Origin of the sequence: Curtobacterium sp. MCLR17_055 (assembly GCF_003234305.1) — a bacterium.
GTDB classification, from domain to species: Bacteria; Actinomycetota; Actinomycetes; order Actinomycetales; family Microbacteriaceae; genus Curtobacterium; species Curtobacterium flaccumfaciens.
In genome coordinates, this window is the sequence record NZ_QKSX01000015.1 from 1 (window position 1) to 22,585 (window position 22,585).

17 protein-coding genes are annotated in these 22,585 nt (G+C 71.7%); 12 read left to right on the forward strand and 5 right to left on the reverse strand.

The window, feature by feature from the left end; translation table 11 throughout:
• The first annotated feature begins 50 nt into the window (after positions 1-50).
• On the forward strand, positions 51-1,208 hold the full coding sequence (locus DEJ09_RS13370) for a hypothetical protein (protein ID WP_111088917.1): 1,158 nt from the start codon (positions 51-53) through the stop codon (positions 1,206-1,208).
• Positions 1,209-1,227: 19 nt separating this feature from the next.
• Here DEJ09_RS13370 and DEJ09_RS13375 read toward each other — a convergent pair whose 3' ends face one another.
• Positions 1,228-2,736: a S1C family serine protease gene (locus tag DEJ09_RS13375; protein ID WP_258373902.1), complete on the reverse strand. Its 1,509-nt coding sequence runs from the start codon at positions 2,734-2,736 to the stop codon at positions 1,228-1,230.
• 159 nt (positions 2,737-2,895) lie between these two features.
• Between DEJ09_RS13375 and DEJ09_RS13380 the strand changes: the two genes are divergently transcribed.
• From DEJ09_RS13380 to DEJ09_RS13400, 5 genes are all read left to right on the forward strand, one after another.
• A complete protein-coding gene (locus DEJ09_RS13380; RefSeq protein ID WP_111088918.1) occupies positions 2,896-3,930 on the forward strand; it encodes an iron ABC transporter permease in 1,035 nt (344 codons plus the stop codon).
• Positions 3,927-4,958 carry an iron chelate uptake ABC transporter family permease subunit gene (locus DEJ09_RS13385; protein WP_258373903.1) on the forward strand — a complete coding sequence of 344 codons (1,032 nt, stop codon included), beginning with the start codon at positions 3,927-3,929 and terminating at the stop codon, positions 4,956-4,958. Before DEJ09_RS13380 ends, DEJ09_RS13385 begins: the two co-directional genes overlap by 4 nt.
• A 158-nt stretch (positions 4,959-5,116) precedes the next feature.
• A complete protein-coding gene (locus DEJ09_RS13390) occupies positions 5,117-5,596 on the forward strand; it encodes an FHA domain-containing protein (protein WP_051596676.1) in 480 nt (159 codons plus the stop codon).
• Entirely contained in the window at positions 5,596-6,300 is a 705-nt protein-coding gene (locus tag DEJ09_RS13395; RefSeq protein WP_027465230.1) for a MerR family transcriptional regulator, read from the forward strand. The genes DEJ09_RS13390 and DEJ09_RS13395 overlap by 1 nt, the downstream gene beginning before the upstream one ends.
• 184 nt (positions 6,301-6,484) lie before the next feature.
• Complete coding sequence (locus DEJ09_RS13400) at positions 6,485-7,045, forward strand: MerR family transcriptional regulator (RefSeq protein ID WP_027465231.1); 561 nt, start codon at positions 6,485-6,487, stop codon at positions 7,043-7,045.
• Positions 7,046-7,724: 679 nt separating this feature from the next.
• Here the strand turns inward: DEJ09_RS13400 and DEJ09_RS13405 are convergent.
• Entirely contained in the window at positions 7,725-8,537 is an 813-nt protein-coding gene (locus DEJ09_RS13405) for a ParA family protein (protein WP_027465232.1), read from the reverse strand.
• 60 nt (positions 8,538-8,597) lie between these two features.
• Here DEJ09_RS13405 and DEJ09_RS13410 point away from each other — a divergent pair, with 60 nt between their 5' ends.
• The 3 genes from DEJ09_RS13410 to DEJ09_RS18420 all read left to right on the forward strand — a co-directional run bounded on the left by DEJ09_RS13410 (position 8,598) and on the right by DEJ09_RS18420 (position 12,787).
• Complete coding sequence (locus DEJ09_RS13410; RefSeq protein WP_111088919.1) at positions 8,598-12,008, forward strand: pyruvate carboxylase; 3,411 nt, start codon at positions 8,598-8,600, stop codon at positions 12,006-12,008.
• 1 nt (position 12,009) lies between these two features.
• On the forward strand, positions 12,010-12,513 hold the full coding sequence (locus DEJ09_RS13415; RefSeq protein ID WP_071405406.1) for a peptide deformylase: 504 nt from the start codon (positions 12,010-12,012) through the stop codon (positions 12,511-12,513).
• Between the two features lie 142 nt (positions 12,514-12,655).
• Entirely contained in the window at positions 12,656-12,787 is a 132-nt protein-coding gene (locus DEJ09_RS18420; RefSeq protein ID WP_258366694.1) for a hypothetical protein, read from the forward strand.
• Between the two features lie 891 nt (positions 12,788-13,678).
• On the opposite strand, the gene DEJ09_RS13420 is transcribed toward DEJ09_RS18420, so the two are convergent.
• Positions 13,679-15,616 (reverse strand): long-chain fatty acid--CoA ligase, encoded by a 1,938-nt coding sequence (locus DEJ09_RS13420; RefSeq protein ID WP_111088920.1) that lies wholly within the window; start codon positions 15,614-15,616, stop codon positions 13,679-13,681.
• Between the two features lie 121 nt (positions 15,617-15,737).
• On the opposite strand from DEJ09_RS13420, the gene DEJ09_RS13425 reads away from it, so the two are divergent.
• The 3 genes from DEJ09_RS13425 to DEJ09_RS13435 all read left to right on the forward strand — a co-directional run bounded on the left by DEJ09_RS13425 (position 15,738) and on the right by DEJ09_RS13435 (position 18,992).
• Positions 15,738-16,691 (forward strand): ROK family glucokinase, encoded by a 954-nt coding sequence (locus DEJ09_RS13425; protein WP_111088921.1) that lies wholly within the window; start codon positions 15,738-15,740, stop codon positions 16,689-16,691.
• Positions 16,692-16,776: 85 nt separating this feature from the next.
• Positions 16,777-17,502 (forward strand): 1-acyl-sn-glycerol-3-phosphate acyltransferase, encoded by a 726-nt coding sequence (locus DEJ09_RS13430; protein ID WP_071405408.1) that lies wholly within the window; start codon positions 16,777-16,779, stop codon positions 17,500-17,502.
• Between the two features lie 104 nt (positions 17,503-17,606).
• Positions 17,607-18,992 (forward strand): class II 3-deoxy-7-phosphoheptulonate synthase, encoded by a 1,386-nt coding sequence (locus DEJ09_RS13435; RefSeq protein WP_110864693.1) that lies wholly within the window; start codon positions 17,607-17,609, stop codon positions 18,990-18,992.
• A 155-nt stretch (positions 18,993-19,147) separates the two neighbouring features.
• Here DEJ09_RS13435 and pknB read toward each other — a convergent pair whose 3' ends face one another.
• Positions 19,148-21,223, reverse strand: a complete 2,076-nt coding sequence (pknB, locus tag DEJ09_RS13440) for a Stk1 family PASTA domain-containing Ser/Thr kinase (RefSeq protein ID WP_111088955.1) — start codon at positions 21,221-21,223, stop codon at positions 19,148-19,150.
• 82 nt (positions 21,224-21,305) lie between these two features.
• Positions 21,306-22,577 carry a LysM peptidoglycan-binding domain-containing protein gene (locus tag DEJ09_RS13445; protein WP_258373904.1) on the reverse strand — a complete coding sequence of 424 codons (1,272 nt, stop codon included), beginning with the start codon at positions 22,575-22,577 and terminating at the stop codon, positions 21,306-21,308.
• Positions 22,578-22,585: the final 8 nt, after the last annotated feature.

Genomic DNA, 22,585 nt, shown 5'->3' on the forward strand with positions numbered 1-22,585 from the left:
ATAAGAGACAGGCAGGCCCCCGCGCCCCGCTCCCGACATACGCTCATCCCATGGCAGTCCCCGTCCCGCTCGGCACCGAGGACCGCACCGCCCGCCTCACCCTCCGCCGCCCGGACTCCTGGCGCCGCGAGGACTCAGCCCAGGCGGACCTGCGCGTCACCGGCGACGACGTCGTCCTCACCGTCCGATCCCGCCCCAGCGACCGCGCGATCGGCGACGAGAACACCGGCCTGCTCGAACGGCTGCCCGGCTCCGTCGAGGGCCTGCTGCTCGTCGGCTGCGACCCGTGGACCACCGCCGGCGCCCCGGCCCGGCTGGTCGAGTACGTCCGGCCGGACGAGCACGGCGACGTCGCCGGCACCCACCTGCTCTTCGTCACCGGTCGGCACCGTGTCGACCTGACGATCGAACGCCCGCTCGCCCGGCTGCTCGAGACCGACGACCTCGTGCTCGCCGTCCTCGAGAGCGTCCGCGCCACCGAGACGGCCCCGGTCCGCCCCGAGCGTGACCTCGAACCCCTGCCGGCCCCCGCCCCGTCGGCACCGCTCGACGGCCCACGGCTCAGCACGGACGCGATCGGCACCCTGCAGAGCCTCGCCGGACGCCGGTGGAACCCCACGCTCCTCCGCACCGCGGCGGGCCGCGAACTCATCGAGGCGGGCCTCGTCGGCCGGCTCGGCACGCTGCCGGAGTCGACCCAGACACTCCTCGAACCCTGGCAGGGCGATGCCCAGCCGGTCACGCTGGAACAGCACCTGCCCGACGGGGGCGAGTCGCGCCTCCAGGCCTGGTCGCAGACCGTCGTCGACGGGACCGACGCGGCGGGCGCCGTGGTCGCGTCCGTCACGCCAGACCGGGCCGTCGCGCTGCTGGCCGGGAGGCTCGGCATCGGTCCGACGTGGACCTTCCCGTTCCGCACGGGGTCGCTCCCAGGGCACCTGCTCGGCCGCAGGCTGGCCGGCGGTCCGGACGCACCGGACCTGCCGGAGGCCCTCGTCGAGGCGGACCCCCGCCTCGCGCGGTTCTGGGCGGCGCCGTGGACCGTCTCGTACCTGCGTCGACCCGGCAAGCCGAAGCCGATCACGATCGTGCGGGCCGAGGGGCACGGGTTCGCGCGCGTGGGCGCGACGAAGGCCGGGGAGACCGCCTTCCGGACGGACTCCCCGGCCAACGTCTACCGGTCGGTGGTGCGGGCGCTGCTGGGTTGAGCGCGCCCGGGTTCTCCCGCTACGCGGCGGGGCCGGCGGTCAGGGTGATCGTGACCGTCTTGGCGGCGCCGGTGCTGTCGGTGTAGCGGACGCTCACCTTGTCGCCCACCGAGTGCGACTGGATGACCTTGGTCAGCTGGTCCGAGCTCGTGACCGCGGTGCCGTCGATGCTCGTGATCGTGTCCCCGGCGGTCAGGCCGGCGCTCGCGGCGCCGGAACCCTCGACCGTGCCGGCGACGGCGACGCCGCCCGTGGTGCCGGTGGTGTTGCTGACCTCGACCCCGAGGAACGCGGGCAGCCCGATGGTGATCGTGCTCGAGGACTCCCCGGCGAGGATCTTCTCGGCGATCGTCTTCGCGGTGGTGATCGGGATGGCGTAGCCGGTGACGTCGGCGGTGCCGGAGGACGCTGCCGTGGCCATGCCGACGACCTCGCCCTCGCTGTCGAGCACCGGTCCGCCGGAGTCGCCGGAGACGATGTCCGCCGAGATCTCGATCAGGCCGGTCAGGGACTCGGTGCCGGTGCCGGACTCGCTCTGCACCTGGATGTCCTGATCGGTCGCGGTGACGGTGCCCTCGGCGGCGACGAGGTTGCCGGTGCCCTCGGCGTTGCCGACGTCCTTGACGGTGTCACCGGTGCTCGGCTCGCCGTCGTCGTCGAGCGTGACCGTGGACAGCCCAGAGGCGTTCTCGAGCTTCAGCACGGCGACGTCGTTCGTGGCGTCGGCCCCGACCACGTCGGCCTTGTACTCCTTGCCGGTGGTCTCGTCGGTGACGGTGATGCTCGTCGCGCCCTGGATCACGTGGTTGTTCGTCAGGATCGTGCCGTCGGAGGTCAGGACCATGCCGGTGCCGGCCGCCTGTGACGACTCGTCGTAGTTCAGGACGGTGTTGATCGTCACGACGCCCTTCTTGTCGGCGGCCGTCGCTGCGGTGGCGGGGGACTGGGTCGTGCCGGTGCCGGTGCTGCCGTCGCTGGTGCCGCTGCCGCTGCCGCTGCCGTCGCCGGGCACCGTGAAGCCGTTCGTCCCGTCGCTGCTGCCGGTGCCGCCGGTGCCGCCGGTCCCGTCGGTGCCGGATCCGGTGCCGGGGAGCGTGGTGGTGCCCTGCGACTGGCTCGACGTCGTGGTCGTCCCCTGCGAGGACAGGCCGAGGGCGGTGCCGCCGGCCGCACCGACGATGGCGAGTGCAGCGATGCCAGAGCCGATCATCAGTCCCAGGCGACGCGGGCGCTTCGTCCCACCGGGGTGGTTCGCGGTCGACGCCGAGTACGCCCACGCGTGGTTCGCGCCGGCGAGGGCGGGGCTGCCGATCAGGTACGGGCCGCGGCCGTCCGGCGTGTAGGCGTAGGGGCCGGAGCCGTCCGGACCGTAGAGGTAGGGACCCGAGCCGTCGAACGCGTACGCCGGGCGCAGGGAGGCCGGGTCGGCGTGCGGCGCCTCCCAGTGCATCCCGGGAGCCTGCTGCTGCGCGGCGGGGGTGCCGTCCTCGTCGTGGTCGGCGGCTGCGGGGTTCGGGGTCTCGTTCATCGGTGCTCTCCGGTCGTCCCTCGACGGCCCGGTCGGGCGTCGATGGAGACCAGTACAGGGCGCTTCCCCATGACGAGCCTATGAACGAACCCTGCGCATGCTCCGGGCTTGCTCGGGGGACGCCGAGTGGAGCTGCGGCGTTAGGGTGGCCTTACTTCCATGCCTCCGTCGACGTCCACGCCCCCGGCTCCCAGCTCCGTCCCCCGACTCGTCGGTGCGACCGTGCTGGCGGTCGTCGTCCTCGCCGTGGCGTGTGCGCTGTCGATCGCGTACGGCTCGCGGCCGATCCCGCTCGGCACCGTCCTCGACACGGTGATGCACCCCGGGCGGAGCGACGAGGTCGGGCTCATCGTGCTCGGCAACCGCGTGCCCCGCACCGTCGTCGGACTGCTCGCCGGAACCGCGCTCGGGGTGGCCGGAGCCGTGATGCAGGGCGTGACGCGGAACCCGCTCGCCGACCCGAGCGTCCTCGGCATCAACTCCGGAGCGACGCTGGCCGTGGTGGCCGGGATCGCGCTCTTCGGCGTGAGCGGCACGGCTGCCTACCTGCCGTTCGCCTTCGTCGGGGCCGCCCTCGCCGCCGTGCTCGTGTACGGGATCGCGACCGTCGCCCGTCGAGGCCTCTCGCCCGTCGGGCTCGCCCTCGCCGGAGCCGTGGTCGCCGCCGCGCTGTCGTCGGTCACCACCGCGGTGCTCGTGACCGACCAGAGCCTGCTCGACCAGCTGCGGTTCTGGCAGGTCGGCGCCCTCGCCGGCAAGGACCTCGGCACGGCGGGGATCATCACGGCGCCGGTGCTCGTCGGGCTGGCGATCGCGTTCGGCCTCGGTCGGTCGCTCAACACCCTCGCGCTCGGGGACGAACTCGCGGCGTCGCTCGGGCAGCGGGTCGTGCTCGTCCGCGCCGTCGGCGGTCTGGTCGCGGTGCTGCTGGCCGGCTCCGCGGTGGCCGCCGCCGGGCCGATCGCCTTCGTCGGGCTCGCCGTGCCGCACGCCGTCCGCCGGCTGAGCGGCCCGGACCACCGCTGGACCATCCTGCTGTCGGCGATCGTCGCCCCCGCACTGCTGCTCGTCGCCGACGTCATCGGCCGAGTCGTGGCGTACCCGGGGGAGCTGCAGGTCGGCATCGTCACGGCGCTGATCGGGGCGCCGGTGTTCATCGCGCTCGTGCGGTCGAGGGCGGTGCGGGGACTGTGAGGCAGTTGTTCGGCTCCGGCCGCCCGCGGTCCGGCGGTCTGCGCCGCTCGGCCGGCCTGCGTCGTGAGGTCGCGGTGCTCGTCGCCGTGGTGGCGGTCGTCGTGGTGCTCGTCCTGGTCGGGCTCGGCGCCGGTTCGATCCCGCTCACCCCGGGCCAGGTGCTCGCGTCCCTGTTCGGCCAGGGGGACCGGATCTCGGACTTCGTGATCGGGCAGCTCCGCGGGCCGCGGGTGCTCGGAGCCGTCCTCGTCGGCGCCAGTCTCGGCGTCGCGGGCGCGATCGTGCAGAGCGTCGTGCGGAACCCGATCGCGAGCCCCGACGTCATCGGGATCACCTCGGGCGCTAGCGCCGCCGGACTCACCGCCATCGTGCTGTTCGGTGCGAGCGGTGGCACGCTCTTCTCGGTCGTGCTCGTCGGCGCCGTGGTGGTCTCGATCGTCATCGCCGGGCTCGCCTGGCGACGGGGGATCACCGGCAACCGGGTGATCCTCGTCGGGATCGGCGTCGCGGCCATCTGCCTGAGCATCACCGGCTGGATGCTCACGAGCGGCACCGTCACCCAGGCCGGCACCGCGCTGCTCTGGCTCTCCGGCAGCCTGAACGCCGTCGACCGCGACCTGGTCGGGGTGCTCGGCGTCGCGTTCGGCGTGCTCGGCGTGCTCGCGCTGCTGCAGTCCGCCCGTCTGCAGGTCCTGAGCCTCGGGGACGAGGTCGCCGCCGCGCTCGGACTCCGGCCGGACCGGGCGAAGGTGCTCCTGCTCCTCACCGCCGTGTGCCTGACGGCCGCAGCCGTCGCCACCGCGGGGCCCGTCTCCTTCGTGGCACTGATGGCCGCGCCGATCGCGCGACGCCTCGTCGGCGGCGGACGGGTGGCACTCGCGCCGGCTGCTGCCGTCGGTGCCGCGATCACGCTCGGCAGCGACCTGCTGGCACAGTTCGCCTTCCCCGGCACCGCGCTGCCGGTGGGCGTCGTGACAGGCGTCGTGGGAGCGCCGTACCTGCTCTGGTTGCTCGCGCGGGGACGGTGACGCCGGGTCCCACGGGTCGCTGACGTCGGGTCCCACGGGTCGCTGACGCGGCTCGTGCGTTCGCGGATCGCGGAAGTCCCTCCACAGTCCCAGATCGGGGCTGCCGCTCGGGGCTTCGTTTCCGATACGCTGGTGGGCCAAGAGGAGGAGGTCCACCGATGCCAGATCCAGTGGTCCCGCAGCCGGGCGGTCAGAAGACCCCGGAGCAGCGGCTGGTCGACACCACGCTGACCTTCAGCATGGACATGGGCGCGGCGCTCACCGCCGAGTCCGGTGTCTCGACCGAAGAACGTGAAGCCGTCAACGCCCTGCCCTCCGGGTCAGCGTTGCTCGTGGTCCGTCGCGGCCCCAACGTGGGTGCGCGGTTCCTCCTCGACTCCGACGTCACGACGGCCGGTCGACACCCCGACGCCGACATCTTCCTCGACGACGTCACCGTGTCGCGCAAGCACGCGCAGTTCCTGCGCCACGGCACGAGCTTCAGCGTCAAGGACAACGGTTCGCTGAACGGCACGTACTTCGACGGTGTCCGCATCGACGAAGCGCTGCTCACCGACGGGGCCGAGGTCCAGGTCGGCAAGTTCCGCCTGACGTTCTACGCATCTCGGGTCGACCTGGCGCGCCTGGCGAACGCGTAGTGGCCGCACGGTCCGCTGCGGCCCGGGCGGGGTCCGCGGCACCGGACCTGCTCACCATCGGGCAGGTCCTCGCTCGCCTCAAGCCCGAGTTCCCGGACCTGTCGAGCTCCAAGCTGCGGTTCCTCGAAGAGCGAGAGCTCGTCACCCCGATCCGCACGGCCAGTGGGTACCGCAAGTTCTCCGCTGCCGACCTCGAGCGGCTCCGGGTGATCCTCGGACTGCAGCGTGACCACTACCTGCCGCTCAAGGTCATCAAGGAGTACCTCGCCGACCTCGATGCCGGACGCGAACCCGTCCTGCCCGGCGGAGGCGACGCGCCGAAGCCGTCGATCCTCGGCCGCGAACGCCGGTACACCCGCGACGAGACGGTCCGGGCAGCCGGAGCCTCCCCGATGCTCCTGGCCGACGCGGTCTCGGCCTCGCTGCTGCCGGCCACCGACACCTACGGCGACGACGGCGTCTCCGTGCTGAAGGCCCTGGTCGAACTGCAGCGAACGGGTATCGAGCCGCGACACCTCCGCACGCTGCGCAGCACCGCCGAGCGCGAGGTCGGTCTCATCGAGTCCGCCCTCATGCCGGTCTCCCGCCGGGGCGACGCCACCTCGCGGGCCAAGGCCACGGAGCTCGCGCGTGAGATCGCCGGGCACCTCGAGATCATCCGGTCGAACCTCATCCGCCAGGCCATCGGTCGTCTCGACGCATGACGCCGTCCGGTGCTCCGACAGGGCTTGTGTGTCAGTGGCCGAGGCGTATCCTCGACACGCCGGACGCGCCGGGTCGGATGTCCCGCGCGGGAGCGGTCGGAGTCGCTACCGTGGACCTCGGAACAACTCTCAACCCGTCGTTGAAGCTTCGGGTGGGAGCTCGATCGTCGTGGAAGGCAAGCTCATGAGTGGGAACGACACCCCTGGCACCGAGTCTGATGTGACCCGGTACGACCTCGGGCTGCTCTTCACCGATGGTCTGCCCGAGCACGACGAGCAGAACGGCTACCGCGGCACCGTCGCCGCACGGGCAGCCGGCATCTCGTACCGCCAGCTCGACTACTGGGCCCGCACCGAACTCGTGCAGCCGACGATCCGCGGGGCCGCCGGCTCCGGATCGCAGCGCCTGTACGGGTTCCGCGACATCCTCGTGCTCAAGCTCGTGAAGCGCCTGCTCGACACCGGCATCTCGCTGCAGCAGATCCGCACCGCGGTCAACCAGCTCCGGGAGTCCGGCGTCTCCGACCTGGCGCAGACCACGCTCATGTCCGACGGCGCCTCGGTGTACCTGTGCACCTCCGACGACGAGGTCATCGACCTCGTGTCCCGCGGCCAGGGTGTCTTCGGCATCGCGGTCGGCAAGGTCCTGCGCGAGGTCGAGAGCTCCCTGGTCGAGCTCGACGCCACCGCCGCGGCCGACCCCTCCGACGAGCTCGCCGCTCGTCGCGCTTCCCGCGCTTCCTGACCGTTCGGGTTCGGGCCCGGGTTCAACGGTCGCGAACCGCCGTGTGCGCTTCGCCGAGGGGTCACGAACTGTCGCCTGCGACGTCGCCTGCCGACAGTTGGTGACCTTTCGGCGGACGTGAGCGGCATGTGTGACCGCTGGCCGGGCCGGGGCCGGGCGTGTCTGTCGGGGCCGGGGCGGCCTCCCGGCAGTCGGCGCGTGGTCACGAACCGTCGTGTGCGCGTCGCCGAGGTGTCACGAACTGTCGGCTGCGACGCTGCCCGCCGACAGTTGGTGACCCCTCGCCGGACGTGAGCGGTGTGTTGTGGCCGCTGGGCGAGCCGGGGTCGGGCGTGTCTGCCGGGGCAGGGGTGGGCCTCCCGGGAGTCGGCGCGCGGTCACGAACCGCCGTGTGCGCGTCGCCGAGGTGTCACGAACTGTCGGCTGCGACGCTGCCGGCCGACAGTTGGTGACCGCTCGTCGGACGCGAGCGGTGTGTTGTGGCCGCTGGCTGAGCCGGGGTCGGGCGTGTCTGCCGGGGCCGGGGCAGGCCTCCCGGCAGTCGCCGAGGTGTCACGAACCGTCGCCTGCGACGCTGCCTGCCGACAGTTGGTGACCGCTCGGCGGACGCGAGCGGCATGTCACGCGACCGCGACCGCGACCGCGATCACGACCGCGCCGCGACCGCGTGAGCACCGACCTACGCGGCGCCACCCTCGGCGTACGGACCGATCTTGCCGGTGCGCATGATGCGCTCGAGCAGCTGGTCGAAGTTCTTCGCCATCTCCTGCGCGGACTCGCCGGGCCAAACGTGCAGCGGCTTCGCGGCACCCTGCGCCTGCTGCAGCGACGTGCGCTCCGGCAGCTGCGGGGAGAGCACGAGCGGGCCGAACATGTCCCGGAGTTCCTTGATGCGGAACTGGTGCTCGAGCGACTGCACCCGGGCACGGTTCACGATGATGCCGAGGGGCTGCAGGCGTGGGGAGAGGCCGCGGCGGATCTCCTCGATGGCGCGCAGCGCACGGTCGGCGGCGGCGACGGAGAACAGGCCGGGCTCGGTGACGACGGTGACGCGGTCGGACGCGGCCCACGCGGTGCGGGTCAGGGCGTTCAGCGACGGCGCACAGTCGATGAGGACGAGCTCGTAGTCCTGCTCGACGTTGGCCAGGGCCTCTTCGAGCTTCCAGATGTCGCGGATCGACGGGTGCGGCCCGTCGAAGTTGATGGCGGAGGGCGACCCGACCATGACGTCGATCTTGCCCTGCGACCCCTTCGTCCAGCCCGAGGGGGCGATCGCCTGACGGACGATCTTCTCCTTCGGGTTCTCGAGGACGTCGGCGACGTTGAGGTGGCCGGCGAGGTTGATGTCGAGGCCCGTCGAGACGTCGGACTGCGGGTCCAGATCCACCACCAGCGTGCGCAGTCCCTTGGCGAACGCGGCCGAGGTCAGGCCGAGCGTCACCGTCGTCTTGCCGACACCACCCTTGAGGGAGCTCACGCTGAGTACATGCACGTTGAGCAACGTTACCGCCACTAGGGTTGTCTCACCTCAACCCGGGCTGAAAGGGACGTCGTGTTCACGAAGATCCTCGTTGCGAACCGTGGCGAGATCGCCATCCGCGCGTTCCGTGCCGCCTACGAGTTGGGGGCCCGTACGGTGGCCGTCTACCCGTACGAAGACCGGAACTCCCTGCACCGGCTCAAGGCCGACGAGGCCTACCTGATCGGGGAGCGGGGCCACCCGGTCCGGGCGTACCTGGACGTCTCCGAGATCATCCGCGTCGCCCGCGAGTCGGGGGCCGACGCGATCTACCCGGGGTACGGATTCCTGTCCGAGAACCCTGAGCTCGCCGCGGCAGCAGCCGCGAACGGCATCACCTTCATCGGTCCGGGCGAGCACGTGCTCGAGATGGCCGGCAACAAGGTCACCGCGAAGGAGCACGCGATCGCGGCCGGCGTCCCGGTCCTGGCGAGCACCCCGGCGAGCCGCGACATCGACGAACTGATCGCCGGCGCCGACGCGATCGGGTTCCCGGTCTTCGCCAAGGCCGTCGCCGGTGGTGGTGGCCGAGGCATGCGCCGGGTGGAGACGAAGCCCGAGCTGCGCGACGCCCTCGAAGCAGCCATGCGCGAGGCCGACAGTGCGTTCGGCGACCCGACGATGTTCCTCGAGCAGGCCGTCATCCGTCCGCGCCACATCGAGGTGCAGATCCTCGCCGACGCGACCGGCACCGACTCGGGCACGATCCACCTGTTCGAGCGGGACTGCTCGGTCCAGCGGCGCAACCAGAAGGTCGTCGAGATCGCTCCGGCGCCGAACCTCGACCCCGCGATCGCGCAGGCACTGCACCGTGACGCCGTGGCCTTCGCCCGGTCGATCGGGTACGTGAACGCGGGCACCGTGGAGTTCCTGCTCGACACCGAGGGCGAGCGCGAGGGGCAGCACGTCTTCATCGAGATGAACCCGCGCATCCAGGTCGAGCACACGGTCACCGAAGAGGTCACCGACGTCGACCTGGTGCAGTCGCAGATGCGCATCGCGGCGGGGGAGACCCTCGCCGACCTCGGCCTGTCGCAGGACACCGTCGCCGTGCACGGCGCCGCGCTGCAGACCCGCATCACGACCGAGGACCCGACGCAGGGCTTCCGTCCGGACACCGGCCGGATCAGCACCTACCGCAGCCCCGGCGGCGCGGGCGTCCGGCTCGACGGCGGCACGGTCGCCACCGGCGCGCAGATCAGCCCGCACTTCGACTCGATGCTCGCGAAGATGACGTGCCGCGGCCGTGACTTCCCGGCGGCGGTGTCCCGGGCCAAGCGCGCCCTCGCCGAGTTCCGCATCCGCGGCGTCAGCACGAACATCCCGTTCCTGCAGGCCGTGCTCGAGGACCCGGACTTCGCCCGCGGCGACGTCTCGACGAAGTTCATCGAGGAACGCCCGCAGCTCTTCGGCGGCCACGTCTCGAAGGACCGCGGCACGAAGGTGCTCACCTGGCTCGCCGACGTCACGGTGAACAAGCCGAACGGGGAGCGGTCGCCGCTCGTCACCGACCCGGCCGACAAGCTCCCGGCCACGGACCTGACGGCGCCGGTGCCCGAGGGACAGCGCGACCGCCTGCTGGCCATGGGGCCGGCCGAGTGGTCGAAGGCCCTGCGCGCCCAGACGGCCCTCGCGGTGACCGAGACGACGATGCGCGACGCCCACCAGTCGCTCCTCGCCACCCGGGTCCGCACGAAGGACCTCGTCGCCGTCGCGCCGCACGTCGCGCGGCTCACCCCGCAGCTGCTCAGCGTCGAGGCCTGGGGCGGCGCCACGTACGACGTGGCACTCCGGTTCCTCGGTGAGGACCCCTGGGAGCGCCTGTCCTCGCTGCGCGAAGCGATGCCGAACATCCCGATCCAGATGCTGCTGCGCGGCCGCAACACGGTCGGGTACACGCCGTACCCGACCGAGGTCACCGACGCCTTCGTCGACGAGGCGGCCCGGTCCGGCGTCGACGTCTTCCGCGTGTTCGACGCGCTGAACGACGTCAGCCAGCTGCGTCCAGCCCTGGAGGCCGTGCTCGCGACCGGCACGGCGGTCGCCGAGGCGGCGCTCTGCTACACCGCCGACCTCCTCGACCCCGCCGAGGACCTCTACACGCTCGACTACTACCTCCGCCTGGCGGAGCAGATGGTCGACGCCGGCGCGCACGTCATCGGCATCAAGGACATGGCGGGGCTCCTCCGTGCCGGTGCGGCCGAGAAGCTCGTCACCGCGCTGCGCGAGCGCTTCGACCAGCCCGTGCACGTGCACACCCACGACACCGCCGGCGGCCAGCTCGCGACCCTGCTCGCCGCCTCGCGCGCCGGGGCGGACGCCGTCGACGTGGCCGCAGCACCCATGGCCGGCACGACCAGCCAGCCGAGCATGTCAGCCCTGGTCGCCGCCCTGGCCCACACCGAGCGGGACACCGGTCTGTCCCTCGACGCCGTCGGTGACCTCGAGCCGTACTGGGAGTCGGTCCGTCGCGTGTACGCCCCGTTCGAGTCCGGGCTCGCCGGTCCGACCGGGCGTGTCTACAAGCACGAGATCCCCGGCGGTCAGCTGTCGAACCTCCGGCAGCAGGCGATCGCCCTCGGCCTCGGTGACCGGTTCGAGCAGGTCGAGGACTGGTACGCCGAGGCGAACCGGATCCTCGGACGCCCCACCAAGGTCACGCCGTCGTCGAAGGTCGTCGGTGACCTCGCGCTGCAGCTCGCCGCGGTCGGTGCCGACCCGGTCGACTTCGAGCAGAACCCCGACAAGTACGACATCCCGGACTCCGTGGTCGGGTTCATGGCCGGCGAACTGGGCGACCTGCCCGGCGGCTGGCCCGAGCCGTTCCGCTCGAAGGTCCTGGCCGGGCGCGACGTCCGACTCGAGATCACCCCGGTGCCCGCGGACGAACGCGCGCACCTTGAGACCCCCGGGCCGGAGCGCCAGCAGGCGCTCAACCGCCTGCTCTTCCCGCAGCCGACGCAGCAGTTCAAGCGCGTGCGGGAGCAGTACGGCGACCTGTCCGTCGTGCCGACCGTCGACTACCTGTACGGGCTGCGCCCCGGGCAGGAGCACAGCGTCCCGCTCGGCAAGGGCGTCGACCTGTTCGTCGGGCTCGAGGCGATCGGCGAGGTGGACGCCAAGGGCATCCGCACGGTCATGGCGACGATGAACGGGCAGCTCCGCCCGGTCGCCGTCCGCGACCGTTCGGTGGAGGTCGAGACGAAGGCGGCCGAGAAGGCCGACGCGTCCGACCCCAAGCACGTGGCCGCGCCGTTCTCCGGCGTGGTGACGCTCAAGGTCGCCGTCGGTGACGTCGTCGAGGCCGGTACGCCGGTGGCGAGCATCGAGGCGATGAAGATGGAAGCGGCCATCACGGCGCCCGTGTCGGGCACCGTCGGCCGACTCGCGATCCCGGTGACCCAGCAGGTGGACGCCGGCGACCTCCTGGTGGTGCTGCAGTAAATTGACCGTTCGTCCCATCCGCCTGTTCGGCGACCCCGTCCTCCGCTCGCCGGCCGACCCGATCCGCCCCGAACTGCTCGGGAGCGCCGGGGTCCGTGACCTCGTGCAGGACCTCATCGACACCGTCAAGGAACCCGGACGTGCCGGAGTGGCCGCGCCCCAGATCGGCGTCGGACTCCGTGCGTTCTCGTACAACGTGGACGGTGAGGTCGGTTACGTCCTCAACCCGGAGATCGTCGAGGTGTCCGGCGAGCCCGAGCTCATGGAGGAAGGCTGCCTCTCCGTCCCGGGGCTCGGCTACCCGACGCGTCGCTCCCCGTACGCGAAGGTGCGCGGCGTCGACGTCGACGGCGACGAGGTCGTCCTCGAGGGCACAGGCCTGATGGCCGAGGCGCTCCAGCACGAGTGCGACCACCTCGACGGCACCGTCTACGTGATGACGCTCGACCCCGAGGTCCGCCGTCAGGCACTGCGCGACATCCGTGCACAGGACTGGTTCCACTGAGCGCTTGCACAGTCCCGCGTTCGCCGGCTGTGAACTGTGGTGTGACACCCCCACGGGGGATTGTCGCTTTGTCCTGACGAGGGGGTACCGTGCTGCTGTCGGCCTCCCACCGACGACCATCCCATCCCCCCAGGACTCCCGCATGACCAGTCAGAACGACGAGCTCAGCTCGCACCGCACCCGCACCAACCGTCGACCAGCCGAGACCACCGTCACGACCGGTTCGACCGCCGTCCTCGACGCCCCCGCGACGGAGCAGTCGCAGGAGGCATGAGCCCCGCAGGCGCCCCCGGCGCCCGCTGAACGGCCTGGAGGCCCGGATCACGTCCGACGGACGTGATCCGGGCCTCCAGGCCGTTGCGTCCATACCCGCGCGTACCTGGCGGAATCGGGCGTACCTGGTCGGAAGGATCGACCCGGTACGCCCGAATTGACCCGGTACGCCCGAATCGACCCGGTACGCCCGAATCGACCCGGTACGCCCGGAACTGGTCGCTCAGCGGGGCGGCCGCGCGCGTACCTGGCGGAATCGGGCGTACCTGGTCGAAAGAACCGGCCCGGTACGCCCGAATCGACCAGGTACGCCCGGGGCTGGTCGCTCAGTGGGGCGGCCGCGCGCGTACCCGGCGGAATCAGGCGTACCTGGTCGAAAGAACCGGCCCGGTACGCCCGAATCGACCAGGTACGCCCGGGGCTGGTCGCTCAGTGGGGCGGCCGCGCGCGTCCCTGGCGGAATCGGGCGTACCTGGCCGGAAGAATCGACCCGGTACGCCCGGAACGACCTGGTACGGCCGGAACGACCTGGTACGCCCGAATCGACCGGTACGCCCGAATCGACCGGTACGCCCGAATCGACCGGTACGCCCGAATCGACCCGGCACGCCCGGGGCTGGTCGCTCAGCGGGGCGGCCGCGCGTGTACCTGGCGGAATCGGGTGTACCTGGTCAGAAGAATCGACCCGGTACGCCCGAAACGACCAGGTACGCCCGAAGCTGCCAGCCCGCACTCGCGGCGACCGCCTGGAGGCCCGGCGCCAGTCCGGCGGACCGGCGCCGGGCCTCCAGGTCGTCGCGTCCACGACCATGCGCACCTTACGCAATCGGGCGTACCTGGTCGGAAGAACCGACCCGGTACGCCCGGAACGACCAGGTACGCCCGGCGGGCGCTACGCGCGGTTGCGGCGCCGACCCTCGATCACCGGGGTCGCCGTCGTCTGCACCTTCGACCCGGAGTAGATGTGGTCGATGTCGGCGGCGAAGTCCTTGAGGATCACCGACCGCTTGATCGTGAGCTTTGGTGTGAGGTGCCCCGAGGCCTCGGTCAGGTCCGTGTCGAGGATCGTGAACGACCGGACCGACTCGGCGCGGGAGACCCGGCCGTTGGCGGCGTCGATGGCCTCCTGGACGGCGGAGAGCACGCGCTCGTCGTAGGCGGCCTCGTGCCCGCTCAGCGCCGGGGTGATCCCGCGGGACTCGCACCAGCCGGGGAGCATCTCGCGGTCGAGCGTGACGAGTGCTGCGACGAACGGCTTGCCCTCGCCGACGACCACGACCTGGCCGATGAGCGGGTGCTCGCGGATGCCGTCCTCGAGCGGTGCCGGTGCGACGTTCTTGCCGCTCGCGGTGACGATGAGCTCCTTGGCGCGGCCGGTGACCGTGAGGACCCCGTCGGCGTCGATCCGGCCGAGGTCGCCGGTGCGGAACCAGCCGTCGGCGAAGGCGTGCTCGGTCGCCTCGTCGTTCCGCCAGTAGCGGTCGAAGACGTCGACGCCGCGGATCAGGATCTCGCCGTCGTCGGCGATCCGGACCTCGATGCCGGGCAGCGCCCGACCGACCGTCCCGATGCGGAGTTCCCGGGCCCGGTTGACGGTGGCGGGTGCGGTGGTCTCGGTCAGGCCGTAGCCCTCGAGGATGAGCACCCCGATCGAGCGGAAGAAGTGCGAGAGCCGCGGGGAGAGGGGTGCCGAACCGCTGACGGCGTACTCGACCCGGCCGCCGAGGGCGTCGCGGAGCTTGGCGTACACGAGTCGGTCGAACAGCTTGAACTTCAGCCCGAGCAGGAACGGCACCCTGCCGGCTGCGAGGGCCTCGGAGTGGGCGACCGCGGTGTCGGCCGCCGCGCGGAAGATCCTGCCCTTGCCACCGAGGTCGGCCTTCTGCTCGGCGGAGTTGTAGATCTTCTCGAACACCCGGGGGACCGCGAGCAGGAACGTCGGCTTGAAGGTCGACACCGCCCGCATCAGGTCCTTCGTGTCCGGCTCGTGGCCGACGAGGACGCCTGCGGACACCGACATCGCGGCGATGAACCGGGCGAAGACGTGGGCGAGCGGGATGAACAGGAGGGTCGAGGCGCCGTCGGCGACGACCTCGGGCATGGCTTCGCTCGCGCCCTCCACCGTGGCGGTGAAGTTGTCGTGCCGCAGGACGCAGCCCTTCGGTCGACCGGTGCTGCCCGAGGTGTAGATGATCGTGGCGTCGTCGTGCCCGTGCACGGTCGCGGTCCGGGCGTCGAGTTCGTCGTCGGTGACGTCCTCGCCGAGCCGGGTGAGGTCGTCGAGGCCGCCGCCGTCGATCGTCCAGTGCTGGCCCAGGGACGGCAGGTCGGGTGCGATGGAGGCGACGCGGCGCGCGTGTTCCTCCTGCTCCACGATGATCGCGACCGACTCGGAGTCGGACAGGATCCAGCGCACCTGGTCGGGGGAGCTCGTCTCGTACACGGGCACGGACACCAGGCCGGCTGTCCACACGGCGAAGTCGACCAGGGTCCACTCCAGACGGGTGCGGGACAGGATCGCGACGTGCGCGCCCGGTTCGAGGCCGGCGGCGACGAAGCCCTTCGCGATGCCGCGCACCCGGGCGAGCGTCTCCGCCGCGGTGAAGGTGGTCCAGGTGTCGCCGTGGCGCTGGGCGAGGATCGGACGGTCGGGCGTCAGACGGACGCGGTCGCCGAGGAGCCGCGCTGCCGAGCCGTGGTCCGGGGCGACGGGACCGGCGCTGGGCGGTGTGACGTGCCTCCCGGCCGACGGCGTGGTCCCGGTGGCGGCGCTGCCAGCGGTGGACGTGTCGGTGGAGGCGCTGCTGCGTGCAGGACGCTGATCGTTCACGGTGACTCCCTTGTCTGCCGGTTCGACTCGAGTGCGCCTCAACACCGAGGCGACACCGCCAGCATAGGACGCGTCACCGGGCGTTCCGTGACTTCGCGGCGAACCGGTAGGCTCGTTGCTCGTGCACGCCATCGGAATCGACATCGGGGGCACCAAGATCGCGGGTGCGGTCGTGACGGAACTGGGCGAGATCGTCGCCGAGGACCGCGTGGCCACCAACGCTGCGGACCCGAACGCCATGCTCGACGACGTCGTCTCGATGGTCGAGCGACTCAGCTCGCTCCACCAGGTCGGCGCCGTGGGGGTCGCTGCCCCCGGGTTCATCGACGCCTCGCAGTCGATCGTCTACTACACGCCGAACATCCGGTGGCGGAACGAACCGCTCCGGCAGAAGCTGCAGCAGCGCCTCGGCGACCTCCACATCACGGTGGACAACGACGCGAACGCCGCCGGCTGGGCCGAGTTCCGGTTCGGCGCCGGTCGACTCGTGTCCGACATGACCATGCTCACCATCGGCACGGGTGTCGGCGGCGCCATCGTGACCGAGGACCGCCTGTTCCGCGGGGGCTTCGGCACCGGCGGCGAGATCGGCCACCTGCGCATCGTCCCGAACGGGCTGCCCTGCGGCTGCGGTGCCCGCGGCTGCATCGAGCAGTACGGCTCCGGCCGGGCCCTGCAGCGCATGGCGAACGACGTCGCCGACGCCGGTGGCATCGGTTCGGCACTGGCCGACGCCCGCGCTGACAACGGCGGCCAGCTCGACGGCAAGATCGTCGGCGACCTGATCCTGGTCGACGACCCGGGTGCCCTCGCGGCCCTCCGTCGGCTCGGTCGGCACCTCGGCGAGGCGTGCGCGTCGCTGTCCGCGGTGCTCGACCCGCAGCTCTTCGTGTTCGGCGGCGGCGTCGCCAGCGCGGGGGACCGGCTGCTCGACCCGATCAAGCAGGCGTACCTCAACAACCTGCCGGCCCGCGGGTACCACCCCGAGCCGGACTTCGTGATCGCCGAACTCGTCAACGACGCCGGCGTCGTCGGTGCCGCCGACCTCGCCCGCATCCACGCCCGCACGGCGTAGGGTCGGCGCGCACACACGCACACACGAACGACCGCCCACCCCGGGCCGTGCACCACCCGGACCTTCTCACCACCTGGAGTCGTCGATGACCTACTGGCTGCTGAAGAACTTCGTGCTCGGCCCGCTCATCCTCACCCTGTTCCGGCCGTGGGTCGTCGGGCGTGAGCACGTCCCGACCTCGGGACCGGTCATCTTCGCGTCGAACCACATCTCGTTCATCGACTCGGTGATCCTGCCGGCGGTGCTCGACCGGCGACTCTCGTTCCTGGCGAAGAGCGACTACTTCACCGGCCGCGGGTTGAAGGGCTGGGCGACGAAGACGTTCTTCAACGCCATCGGCCAGCTGCCGATCGACCGCTCCGGCGGCAAGGCGTCCGAGGCATCGCTCCGCACCGGCCTGCAGGTCCTGGCGCGCGGTGAGCAGCTCGGCATCTACCCCGAGGGCACCCGCAGCCCCGACGGCAAGCTCTACCGCGGCCGCACCGGCATCGCCCGGATGATCCTCGAGGGGCGCGTGCTCGTCGTCCCCGTGGCCATGGTCGGCACGCGCGAGGTGCAGCAGATCGGGCAGCGCTTCCCGAAGATCAAGCGCGTCGGGGTCGTGTTCGGCAAGCCGCTCGACTTCTCGCGGTTCCAGGGGTTCGAGACCGACCGCTTCATCCTCCGCAGCGTCACGGACGAGGTCATGCACGAGCTCGCCGGCCTGAGCCGTCAGGAGTACGTGGACGTCTACGCCACCAGCGTGAAGGAGCGGGCGAGCTCCGCGCGCGAGGCCGTCATGCGGGAACGGAAGTCGACGCCTGCACGTTAGGCTCTGATGGTCCCGGCACCCCGCCAGGACGCCCATCGACGACGCGCGGCCCGGTGCCGGTCAGCGTCGTCGGGCCGCCCGCACAGAACACCGAGGTAACGCCCTTGCCCGAGTCGACCGACTTCGTCGCCCTGCAGGATCCGGACGTCATCGAGGGGCTCGACTATTGGCGGACGCTCCCGATCAAGCAGCAGCCGACCTGGCCGGACGCCGCCGCGGCCGAGGCCGCCTCGGCCGAGATCGCCACGCTCCCGCCGCTCGTGTTCGCTGGCGAGGTCGACAAGCTGCGTGAGCGGCTCGCCGCCGCCGCCCAGGGCAAGGCGTTCCTGCTGCAGGGCGGTGACTGCGCCGAGACCTTCGCCGGTGCCACCGCCGACTCCATCCGCGACCGGGTCAAGACGATCCTGCAGATGGCCGTCGTGCTGACCTACGGCGCCTCGATGCCCGTCATCAAGATGGGGCGCATGGCCGGGCAGTTCGCCAAGCCCCGCTCGAGCGACTTCGAGACCCGTGGCGACGTCACGTTGCCCGCCTACCGCGGCGACATCGTGAACGGCTACGACTTCACGCCGGAGAGCCGGACGGCCGACCCGCGCCGCCTGGTGCAGGGGTACCACACCGCCGCTTCGACGCTGAACCTCGTCCGTGCCTTCACCCAGGGGGGCTTCGCCGACCTGCGCCAGGTGCACTCGTGGAACAAGGGCTTCGCCTCGAACCCCGCGAACGCCCGCTACGAGCACCTCGCCAAGGAGATCGACCGCGCCATCCGCTTCATGGACGCCTGCGGTGCCGACTTCGAGGCGCTCAAGCACGTCGAGTTCTACGCCTCGCACGAGGGGCTGCTGATGGACTACGAGCGCCCGATGACCCGCATCGACTCGCGCTCCGGTCTGGCGTACGACACGTCCGGTCACTTCATCTGGATCGGTGAGCGCACGAGGGACATCGACGGCGCCCACGTGGACTTCCTGTCGCGGGTGCGGAACCCGATCGGCGTGAAGCTCGGCCCGACGACGAGCGTCGACGACATGAAGGCGCTCGTCGACAAGCTCGACCCCAACCGTGAGCCGGGTCGCCTGACCTTCATCACGCGGATGGGCGCCGGCAAGATCCGCGACGAGCTGCCCAAGCTGCTCGAGGCGATCAAGGGCATGGACGCCAACCCGCTGTGGGTCACCGACCCGATGCACGGCAACGGCCTGACCACGCCGACGGGCTACAAGACCCGCCGGTTCGACGACGTCGTGGACGAGGTCCTCGGCTTCTTCGAGGCGCACCGCCAGGTCGGGACGTACCCGGGTGGCATGCACGTCGAGCTCACCGGTGACGACGTCACCGAGTGCCTCGGCGGCTCGGAGCACATCGACGAGGCCACCCTCGCCACCCGCTACGAGTCGCTGTGCGACCCGCGCCTCAACCACATGCAGTCCCTCGAGCTCGCCTTCCTGGTGGCCGAGGAACTCGGCGCGCACCAGCCCGACCGCTCGTAACGCAGGAACCGTTTCGCCCAAGCGACAGAACCCCGCGGCATGTTCGCGGGGTTTTGTCGCTTTCGCGTGTCTGACGGGAGGCCCGTGACGGCGCCGCCACGGGCCTCCCGTCCGTCCTGGGGTCGCGTCCAGGGCCGAGGGTGCGGTGTCCGCACCTACTGGTCGTAGGACAGGGTGATCGTGTCGCCGCGGTAGACGGTGGCGCCGGCGCCCGGGTCGGTGCCGGTGACGGGCAACTTCGACTTCCAGTCGTAGAAGCCGCAGAGGATGTTCGTGCAGTCGGGCACGGACACCTTGAGGCCGAGGTCCTCGAGGGTCTTCGTCGCCTCGTTGATCGTGGGCCGCTCCGCTCCGAGGTCCGGCACGGTGATCGGCGTCGGCCCCTTCGACACGACGACGTCCACCGCCGACCCGCGCACGGCGGGGGAGTCCTGCACGGCGGCGGAGACGATCTGGCCGGAGGGCACGGTGTCGCTGTACTCCTCGGTGCGGGCGCCGAGGATCAGTCCGACCTCGTCGAGTGCGGCGGAGGCCTCGTCGACCGTCTTGCCGACCACGTCGGGGACCGGCCCGAGCGAGACGGTGAGGGTGACCGGCCCGGTCTCGCCGTAGGCCTGCACCGTCGTGAGGTCGAGGGCCTTGCCGCCGGACGCCCGACCGGTCGCCGCGACCACGGTGTCCTTCGGGGCATCGGCGGAGAACTCGTACCGGTCGTCCTGCAGCTCGAAGTCGTCGTCGAGCGCGGCCGTCACGGTGGAGAGCGGCTGCCCGACGATCGCCGGCAGCGGGATCATCCGGGGACCGTTCGACACGACGATCTGCACCGCCGTGCCCTTCTGCACCTCGCGCTCCGCGGCCGGCTTCGTCGTGGAGACCTGCCCCTTCGCGACGACGGCGTCGAACCGTGTCCCGGTCTTCGACGCCGCCTGCAGGCCCTGTGCTTCGAGCAGCTGCCGGGCCTGCGAGACCGACTTGCCCGTGACTTCCGGGATCCGCACGTTGCCACCCGGCCCCGGGCCGAAGTACCAGCCGAAGCCGGCTCCGATCAGCGCGAGCACGACGACCACGGACAGCAGGATCCAGCCGCGCTTCCGACGCTTCGCCGACTGGTCGGCGAGCCGCTGTCCGGCGGGGGAGAGCACGCCCGGCTGGGCCCCGGTGCGACGGGGGCCCGGGGCGTTGCCACGCGCACGGGCGGGCGCTCGACCGCGGTCGCCGGTGTCCCGGTCGTCGGACCGGTCGATGATGGCGGTCTCGTCCGCTCCTGCGGCTCCTGCAGCCCCCACCGAGGCCGCGGCCGCTGCGGCGCCGAGTGTGCCGGCGCCACCGGAGGGCAGGATCGCGGTGCCGTTCTCGGGGCGCAGCACGGCCGTGCGGTACTGGCCGGTCGCGCGCTGCTGGTTGCCCGACATGTGGTCGAGCATCTCGCGGGCGTCGCGGGGGCGGTCCTCGGGGTCGCGCGCGGTCGACCAGGCGACCAGTTCGTCGAGCTCCGGCGGCACCCCGGACACGGCGGCGCTCGGTGCCGGCACGGAGTCGTTGGCGTGCTGGTAGGCGATCTGCATCGGCTGCTCGCCCTTGTAGGGCTGCTCGCCGGTGAGCATCTCGTAGAGCATGATGCCGAGCGCGTAGATGTCGCTGCGCGAGTCGGCGGCGCCGCGGGTCACGAGCTCGGGGGACAGGTAGGCGATCGTGCCGAGCAGTGCCGCGCCGGTCGCCGTGTTCGCGGTCGTGGCCCTGGCCAGGCCGAAGTCGCCGAGCTTGATGCGACCGTCGTCGGCGAGCAGGACGTTCTCGGGCTTCAGGTCGCGGTGCACGATCCCGGCGCGGTGGGCCGAGGCGAGGCCGGCCAGCACGGCGCGCAGGATGTCCGTCGCCTGCTCGGGCGTCAGGGCGTGGTGCTCCTGCAGCAGGTCCCGCAGCGTGATGCCGGGGATGTACTCCATGACGATGTAGGCGATCTCGCCCTCGGCGCCCTGGTCGTAGACGCCCACCAGGTTCGGGTGCGACAGCCGGGCGGCCGAACGGGCCTCCTGGATGAAGCGCTCACGGAAGGCCTGGTCGTCGGCCAGGTGCCCGTGCATGATCTTGATCGCGACGCGTCGCTCGAGGCGCACGTCGGTCGCGAGGTAGACGGTCGCCATGCCCCCGCGCGCGATGCGGGAGCGGACGCGGTACCGCTGATCGATCATGCGACCGATCATCGGGTCCGTGGCGGCGTTGGTGGTCATCGGCGGCATTCTACGAATCGAGACCGCACTCGGACGCACCGGCGCACCGGCCGTGACCCAATCTCGATCTTCCGGATGAGGCTCAGAGGGTCGCCAGCCAGCCCTCGGCGGCGCTCGCCCAGGTGGCGTAGGCCTTCGGGTAGGCGGAGAGCTGCACGGCCTGGGCCGCGTCGGTGATGCTCATCGAGGACCAGCCGGGCACGTCGAGCAGCCCGCGGGTCTTGCCGGCGTTCGGGTTGTTCCGCCCGCCGAAGAACAGCGCGGTGGCGTGCGCCGGGTCCTGCAGCTTCGCCGCGCTGCCCCAACCCTGGCTCGGCCGCTGCTGGAACAGGCCGACCGAGTCGCGGTCGCCGTGCGGCAGGTTCCGGAGGCTCGACTCCTGCATCGCGGCGGCGAGGGCCACGACGATGCCGCGGTCCGGGACGCCGAGCGATCGACCCACGGCGACGATGGTCGCGGCGTTCTGGCGCTGCTCGGCGCTCAGGCCGACGGCACCGCTCACCGCGGCGCTGGCAGCGACCGCGGGGGCGGCGGTGGCGTTCGACGACGGGATGACGAGTGTCTTGCCGGCGTAGATCGTGCTCGTGTACGACAGGCCGTTCGCCGACAGGAGCGACTTGACCGAGACGTGGTGCGCGGCGGCGATCGAGGCCACGGTGTCGCCGGCGCTGATCTGCACGCTCGACTTGGTCGACGGGGCCGAGGCGGTGGAGACCGACGGCGTCGACGACGTGCCGTGCGGCACCCGCAGCGTCTGCCCGGGGTAGATGACGCTGCGCTGCGACAGATTGTTCGCGCTGAGGAGGGCCGTGGTCGACACGCCGACGCGGGACGCGATGCCGGAGGCGGTGTCGCCGTGCTTCACGTGGTAGCTCGAGGTGTCCGAGCCGGAGCCGCCGGTCGACCCGGAGGTCCGGACCGCGGCGGTGGTGACGGCGGGGGTCGACGCCAGGTGGAGCGTCTGCCCGGGGTGGATGATCGTGTTCCAGCCGAGGCCGTTGCGCACGAGGATCTCCTGCGCCGACAGGCCGAAGCGGGCGGCGATGCCCGAGACCGTGTCGCCGTGGTGGACGGTGTATGTGGTGGGGGCCTTCGTGGTCGCGGCGACGGTCCGCACGACGGTCTGCGACGGCCGGGCAACGGCGGTGCCGAACACCGGGCGGTCGGTCACGGCGCGGTCCTGGTCGACGTGGCGCTTGTGGTTCGCGTCGGCGTCGTCGTGCCGGGGCTCGGCGTGCGCGACCGGGCCGGTGAGGCCTGCGGTCACGGCGATGGTGCCCGCGAGGACGATGGGCATGGTGGCGAACCGGGCGGATCGTGCGCGCCGGGCGACTTCGTCTGCAGCGTGGTCCACGGGTTTCT